Genomic DNA, 7,150 nt, shown 5'->3' on the forward strand with positions numbered 1-7,150 from the left:
GGGCGCGTTGCCGCGGAGATCCTCAGCCCCTACCCCCCGGGCGTGCCCGCCGTGGCGCCGGGGGAGGTCATCACCGCGCAGGTCCTGGACTACCTGGCCACCGGCGTGGCAGCAGGCATGCTGGTCCCCGACGCCGTCGACCCGTCCCTGTCGACGGTACGGGTGGTGGCCTGAGCCCGCCGATCCGCCCAGCGCGTGGCGCTCCCTCGCGCCTGCGGTGCGGATCTGACGATGCGCCACTGCAGCTGGGTGCGCCTCGCGGCTCAGCTGTGGGGCCCGAGGCACGGTGGACGGGATCCCGGCGCAGAGGTCGACACCACCTCGCTGAAGGAAACTGCGCGGCAACAAGACGCTGATCGCCCACCCACCCGGCGCCGCGCCCCGGCCGGTGCAGCGAAGGACCCTCAGACGTGACGATGCGTCATGAGGTCCCGGGCGGACCGGTTCGCCCAGCCTGCGGTGCGTGCGGAGCTGCCGTTCGGGGAAGGGGCGGGAGGTGACCGAATTCGGATTCTTCCTCTCCAGCGAGGAACTCGCCCCCCGCACGCTGATCGACACGGCCCACGCCGCCGAACGCGCCGGCTTCGACCGCATCTGGGTCAGTGACCACTTCCATCCCTGGACCCAGGCTCAGGGGCAGAGCGGGTTCGTCTGGTCCGTGCTCGGTGGCATCGCCGCGACCACGCAGCTGCGCATGACCACCGCCGTGACCTGTCCGACCTTCCGCATCCACCCTGCCGTGCTGGCCCAGGCCACCGCGACGCTCGCCTCGATCGCGCCGGGCCGGTTCAGGTTCGGGGTCGGCTCGGGGGAGGCCCTCAACGAGCACATCCTCGGCGACGCGTGGCCGCCGGTCAGCGAGCGGCTGGCTCGCCTGGAGGAGGCGATCGGCCTGATCCGGGACCTGTGGACCGGAGAGGTCGTCACCCACGACGGGGAGTTCTACACGGTGCACAACGCGCGGATCTTCAGCACCCCGCAGGCCCCGCCGCCCGTGCTGGTCTCCGGGTTCGGCGCCGAAGCGGTCGAGCTGGCAGCCCGGGTCGGGGACGGATGGGTCACCGTCAGCCCCGACGCGGACGGGATGAAGACCTACCAGGGCGCGGGCGGCAACGGCCTGACCCAGGGTGGGTTGAAGATCTGCTGGGCGCAGTCCGAGGACGAGGCCGCGCGGACCGCGCACCGCCTGTGGGGCTTCGAGGGCGCCGGTGGCCAGCTGGCCCAGGACGTGCCGATGTGGCATGGCTTCGAGGCGATCGGGGAGATGACCACCCCGGAGGAGATCAGGAAGAAAATCCCCTGCGGCCCGGACGCCGAACAGGTCGCCGACGCGATCCGCGAGTATGTCCAGATCGGCTTCGACGAGGTCTACATCTCCCAGATGGGCCCGGACCAGCAAGGGGCGCTGCAGTTCCTCACCGACCGCGTCCTGCCGTTGCTGCGCTAGGCCCCGCCGGTTGCAGCGCCGAGCCAGACATCGACGTGCCCATGGGGCGGTTCGTCCGCGGCCGGTTGTTTGAGCACACCGTTGCAGCGGCGGCGGCCCGGCAGGTCCACCGACCGGTAGGCCGTGCACGCAACCGCAGGTGCCGGCCCCCTTCGCCCGCCCCGGAAACGCCTTCACCGACGATGAAGCCGCACGCCGGCCCCTCGGAGCCGCACCCACGTTCAACCGATCTTCGGTGCCGCCGCAACGGTCTGTCTCAGGGGCCGACCCGGGTCCCCGAGTGCGGTTGAGCCTCGCGCGGCGGCAGTGTCGTCCGACCCGTGCAGGCCATGGTTCCTGGTACAGCGTTCTGCGACCACCGGGCCCGCGGCGCTGGTCGATGGTGGGTCAGAAAACCTGCGGGCAGGCGGAAGCCCTGGCAACCCAAGGCATTCGCGACAGCGCGGGACTGGCGGGCCACGACGGCCTGGTGGACGAATTGCGCATCCACACCGGCGCCGACCGCGCCACCCGCAACCTCGTGAAGGACTGTGCCGGGGCGGGTACGAGCACTGCGATCCACGGCGCCCACCGGCGCATCAGCGCCTCGACATCCGGCCGGATCTGGCCGCCACGACCCGTGGTCGATGTGGCGAAGGCGTTTCCACGTCCCCATCGCAGGAAATTCTCGAGTGGGTTGTGCTTCCCGGCCGCGCCCGCGTGCCGGTCGGAATGGTGCTCATCACCGCTCGGCGGTGTTTCGGGCTTGGCAACGAGGTGAAGATCCTCCACAGGAGGGCGGTCCCGCGGGGACAGTCCGTTGGGTCCGCGTCACGCAGTCGGCGTCGGACCCGCGCGTAGAGGACAAGCCGGCATGAGGACACCGACCGAGGACGAGGACGGCACCAGCGACGCAGGAGCGGGCAGTTCCGCAACCTGCCGCCCGACGCAGGTCTGCGACGAGGATCTGTTCCGAGAAATGCGCACCGCGGGTCCGGCCGAACGCGCCCGGATCCGGGAGGAGCTTGCGAGGCGCCACGGCGGGTTGGTGCGCTGGTTGGCCGCCCGCTACGCCAATCCTGCCCTGGACACAGAGGAACTGCGTCAGGTCGGCTACCTGGGACTGGTGCTGGCCATCGAGCGGTTCGACCCGGACCGCGGGAGCGACTTCATCTCCTACGCCCGGCCCACCGTGCAGGGCGAGATCCGCCGCTGGTTCCGCGACAAGCGCCGCTGGGTACGACTACCGCGGCGCCTGCAGGAGACCAAGGCCGCGCTGCGCAGCGCGAACGAGGCCCTGCTTCATCGCCTCAACCGCGAACCGAGCGCCGCGGAACTGGCCGACTACTGCGGCCTGCCGCAGAACCTGGTCACCGAGGCATTGGCCGCCGAGGACCACTTCAGCGCCGCCTCCATCGACGCACCCCTGGGCGGGGACGGCGATGAGAACTACACCTTCGCCGACGTCCTGCCCGACACCGACCGGTCCATGGACCTGGTCGTCGACCTCACCACCCTTCGGCCGCTGCTGTGCGAACTGGACGAGCGGGACCGACGCGTGCTGCACCTGCGCTTCGTACAGGAGCTGACGCAGGCCCAGATCGGCACCGAGATCGGCTGCTCGCAGATGCACGTTTCCCGCATGCTGACCAGAATCCTCGAGCAACTGCGCGCGGGAATGCTCGGCCACCGACCCGCGGCCTGAGCGGCGGCGCCACACCCGGTACCGGCCCTCGGGCCCAAGGGTCACGACGCCAGGGCTTCCAGCGGTCGGTGGTTGAATTCTGCGACCACGCGAAGGAAGTCCTTCGGGACTGGCGGTCGCGAGGTCCCGTCTTCTCCGGAAAGTACGGGCGCATCCTCCAGTTGAGGTTCTCGTTGCTGCCGCGCTGCCAGGTTGTGCAGCTGAGGCTGTGGTTCGACGTTCCCGGGCCGTAGGGGGCTGGGTCTCGAGGCGTAGGCGTTCGTAGGGAGCGCGGCCGGCGAGGGGGCGACGGTAGTTGTACCGGTCCGCCCACTCCTGAACCTTGTTGAAGACCCAGGTCGAGATGAAGGGTCGGACCTTCACCGGACCCGGTGCGCGTTGCCTGTTTCGCCCGCCTGCGGGTAAGCCGTTCCCACCGGACCCGCGGGAGGCGCGCGGGGTCAGCCCCCGTGCAGTTGGACAGGACGGCAGTTGGACACTCAGCCACGGCAGGCCCCCGCCCGGGAGCGTGGGCGCGAGGTCGGTGACTGGTTCGTCGCCGCGGTGGCTGACGGTTCGCTGGACCTGCCCCGCCCCGGCGGTGGGGGCACGTTGCATCGGTTGGAGGCGCTGGCCGCGTTGGGTCGCGTGGACCCGGTGCGGGCCCGGTTGGGCGAGGGTCATGCTGACGCCCACGCGGTCCTGGACGAACTCGGCGCCGCGGTCGACCGGACCGGGCGGTGGGGGGTGTGGGCGGCCGACCCGACCGGGCTGCGGGCGGTCCCGGTCGACGGGCGGTGGCGGCTGACCGGTCGGCGCCCGTTCTGCTCCGGTGCCGGGATCTGCACACGAGCCCTGGTGTGCGCGGCGGCACCGGACGGGATCCGGCTGTTCGCCGTGCAGGTGGACGGCGAGCCGCGGGTGCGGGCGCTGCCGGGAACCTGGCCGGCGTTGGGGATGGCCGACAGCGACAGCCGGACCGTGGAGTTCATGGCCGCCCGCGCAGAACCGGTCGGTGGGCCAGGTGCCTACACCGCCCGTCCCGGTTTCGCGCACGGCGCTGTCGGGGTCGGGGCGTGCTGGTTCGGCGGCGCTGTCGGGGTGGCCGACCTGCTGCGCGACCTGGCCACGGACGGGGACCCGCACACCCTGGCCCACCTCGGTGGCGTGGATGCGGCGCTGGCCGCAGCGGCGGCGGTCCTGACCCAGGCCGCCGGGTGGATCGACGCCCACCCGAGGGAGCAGGCGGCCCGACTGGCCGGGCTGACCCGGGCGGTGGTGGAACGCAGCGCCGGTGAGGTACTGGACCGGGTCGGGCGCGCCACCGGCGCACGGCCCCTGTGCCACGACCGCGATCACGCCCGTCGGGTCGCCGACCTGACCGTCTACCTGCGCCAGTCGCACGCCGAACGCGACCTGGCCGCACTGGGCGCGATGCCCGCCCCGCCCGGGGCCCCGCTCCTGGGGGGCGGGTGGTGACGGGCTTGGTCGACCTGACCGGGACCGGGACCCCGGAGCAGGTCTGGCGAGCCTGGCCGGGCCTGAGCGAGCTGCCGGTCGTGAGCCCGCCGCCCCGCAACCGGCTGGTGGTGGTGGCCCCGCACCCCGACGACGAGGTGCTCGGCGTCGGGGGCCTGATGGCCATCCGCCCACCGCAGCTGCTGATCGGCGTCACCGGCGGGGAAGGTTCCCACCCGGGCTCGACCGTCACCGGCGAGCAGCTACGAGCACGTCGACGCCGGGAACGTGCCGCAGGGCTGGACCAGCTCGATGCCACCGGAACACAGGTCCTGGAACTGTCCCACCCCGACGGCGCCGTCGAGGAAGAACTGCTCACCGAGCAGTTGGCCGGACTGCTGACCGCCACCGACCTTTGCCTGGCGACCTGGCGGCACGACGGGCACCCGGACCACGACACCGTCGGGCGGGCCGCCGCCCGCGCCTGCGCGAGTCTCGGCGCCGTCCTGTGGGAGTACCCGGTGTGGACCTGGCACTGGGCCGGGCCCGCGGACCCGAGAATCCCGTGGCACCGCCTGCACCGCATCGAGCTGGACCCGGCAGTCCGCGCGGCCAAGGCTGCGGCCCTGGCGCAGTTCACCAGCCAGACCACGGCCCTGGGGCCGGACCACGCCGACCGGGCGGTTCTGCCCCCGCACGTGCTGGAACGCTTCGACCGCCCGGCCGAGTTCGTGCTGCTGCCGGCCGCGGGCGGGTCGGCGTGAGCCTGCCGACCGAGTGGTTCGACCGGATGTACGCCGCCGCCGAGGACCCGTGGGGGTTCCGGGAGCGTTGGTATGAGAAACGCAAGTACGCGTTGAGCCTGGCGGTGCTGCCCCGCCCGCTCTACCGGCGCGCGTTCGAACCGGGCTGCTCGGTGGGCGTGCTCACCGCGTTGCTGGCCGACCGGTGCGAGGAACTGCTCGCCTGGGACCCGGCCGGCGCAGCCGTACGCGCAGCGACCGCCGCCCTGGCCAGGCACCCGACGGTTACGGTCACGACAGGGCGACTGCCGGTCGACCGGCCCCCGGGCCGGTTCGACCTGGTCGTATTCTCCGAGGTCGGCTACTACCTGGACCCGGCCGACCTGGAATCGACCCTGGACCTGCTCCAGGAAACGCTGGAACCTGGCGGGGACCTGTTGGCGGTGCACTGGCGCCCCCAGGTCGAGGGATACCCCTCGTGCGGCGATGCCGTCCACGCGGCCCTGCACCGACGCACCGACCTGGAACTGACGGCCCGTCACGTGGAGGACGATTTCCTGCTCGAGGTGCGGCGCAACGGCCCGGCCCGATCGGTGGCCCAGGACGGCGGTCTGCGTTGAGCCCTCGACCGGGCCCGGACCGGGTGGCTGTGATCGTCCCGGCCCACGACGAGCGCGCGAACCTGCCCGCTGCGCTGCAGGCGATACGCCGCGCCGCCGCCAGTGCTCCGGTTCCGGTGGAGGTGGTGGTGGTCCTGGACGCGTGCACCGACGGCACGACCGTCCCCGAGCCGGCCGCGGACGTGGTACTGGAGGTGCAGGCACGCAACGTGGGTGCGGCCCGGCGGGCCGGAATGACCGCGGCGCTGCGAACCGGCCCGGCGGGCCTGTGGTTGATGTGCACCGACGCCGACTCCCTCGTCCCGGTCGACTGGGTGGAAAGACACCTGCACCACGCCGCCCGCGGCGCGGACCTGGTGGTGGGCACCGTCAAGGTGGCGGACTGGACAGGTTGGTCCGCGGACCTCGCCGGCGAGTACCAGCGGCGCTACCTGCGCCGGACCGGCCGCCGCGGCCACGGGCACGTCCACGGCACCAACCTCGGGATCTCCGCCACCGCCTACCAGGAGCTGGGTGGGTTCGCCGAACTGACCACCGGTGAGGACGTCGACCTGGTCCGTCGGGCTCGCCGCCGGCGGCTGCGGGTGCTGTCCGCCCTCGACGTGCCGGTCACCACCAGCGCACGAGCCGACCCGCGCGCCCCCGACGGATTCGGCGCGTACCTGCACCGCACCGCCCTGGAGGTCCTTCCCGCGGTGCCCGCAGCGGAGGGCGCTGAGCCCTGCGCGGTCCCGGTACAGGGGTCCGCCCAGTAGGGGTCCAGTCGTTGCAGGCAAGCGCAACCACTCACTTTCGAACACGGCGGCGCTTGTGGCCATCTCAACCTGACCTGACTGACCGTCAGCAGTGATCTGATGTCCGCCGAACACCATTCGGTGTTGCGACGGTCGCTGGAATTTGGGGTGTCAAAGCCACGCTTGCCACGACCACGGTGAGTACGGCCGGCAGAAAGTGTTTCGTACAATCTGCTCGCCTGCGGCGCGGTCGCGGACCCACCGGGCCCGGCGCACCTGCTGACCGAACCGCGTTTCTCCCCGAAAGCCGAGCTTGTTCATCCGCCGGCTCCGGTCGAGGTGGACGGTCGGGGTCCTGACCCGACGTGGGATCGGCTCGGTGTGAGTCCTTGACGTCTCGGGCAGGTGTTTCGGTATGCAGAACGTGACGGAGATCGAGCGCAAGTTCCTGGCCGGCGGCGAGGCAGGTACCCCGGACTGGTCGA

At 72.0% G+C, this 7,150-nt stretch carries 7 protein-coding genes; all 7 read left to right on the forward strand.

Translation table 11 applies throughout. The features are described 5' to 3' along the window. The coding region (locus tag VHU88_13135) for an ornithine decarboxylase (protein ID HEX3612623.1) at positions 1–174 on the forward strand (174 nt) is incomplete at its 5' end. A 322-nt stretch (positions 175–496) separates the two neighbouring features. Continuing rightward, positions 497–1,447, forward strand: a complete 951-nt coding sequence (locus tag VHU88_13140) for a TIGR03557 family F420-dependent LLM class oxidoreductase (GenBank protein HEX3612624.1) — start codon at positions 497–499, stop codon at positions 1,445–1,447. Positions 1,448–2,300: 853 nt separating this feature from the next. Continuing rightward, positions 2,301–3,131 carry a sigma-70 family RNA polymerase sigma factor gene (locus VHU88_13145; GenBank protein HEX3612625.1) on the forward strand — a complete coding sequence of 277 codons (831 nt, stop codon included), beginning with the start codon at positions 2,301–2,303 and terminating at the stop codon, positions 3,129–3,131. 471 nt (positions 3,132–3,602) lie between these two features. Next, positions 3,603–4,589 (forward strand): acyl-CoA dehydrogenase family protein, encoded by a 987-nt coding sequence (locus tag VHU88_13150; protein HEX3612626.1) that lies wholly within the window; start codon positions 3,603–3,605, stop codon positions 4,587–4,589. Then, positions 4,586–5,332, forward strand: coding sequence for a PIG-L family deacetylase (locus VHU88_13155; GenBank protein ID HEX3612627.1), 747 nt, complete (start codon positions 4,586–4,588; stop codon positions 5,330–5,332). The genes VHU88_13150 and VHU88_13155 overlap by 4 nt, the downstream gene beginning before the upstream one ends. After that, a complete protein-coding gene (locus VHU88_13160; GenBank protein ID HEX3612628.1) occupies positions 5,329–5,931 on the forward strand; it encodes a methyltransferase in 603 nt (200 codons plus the stop codon). The genes VHU88_13155 and VHU88_13160 overlap by 4 nt, the downstream gene beginning before the upstream one ends. Beyond that, the gene (locus VHU88_13165; protein ID HEX3612629.1) at positions 5,928–6,686 is read left to right on the forward strand and encodes a glycosyltransferase; all 759 of its coding nucleotides are present in this window, start codon (positions 5,928–5,930) and stop codon (positions 6,684–6,686) included. Before VHU88_13160 ends, VHU88_13165 begins: the two co-directional genes overlap by 4 nt. The last annotated feature ends 464 nt before the right edge of the window (positions 6,687–7,150 follow it).

Source organism: Sporichthyaceae bacterium (assembly GCA_036269075.1).
In the GTDB taxonomy this organism is placed as follows: domain Bacteria; phylum Actinomycetota; class Actinomycetes; order Sporichthyales; family Sporichthyaceae; genus DASQPJ01.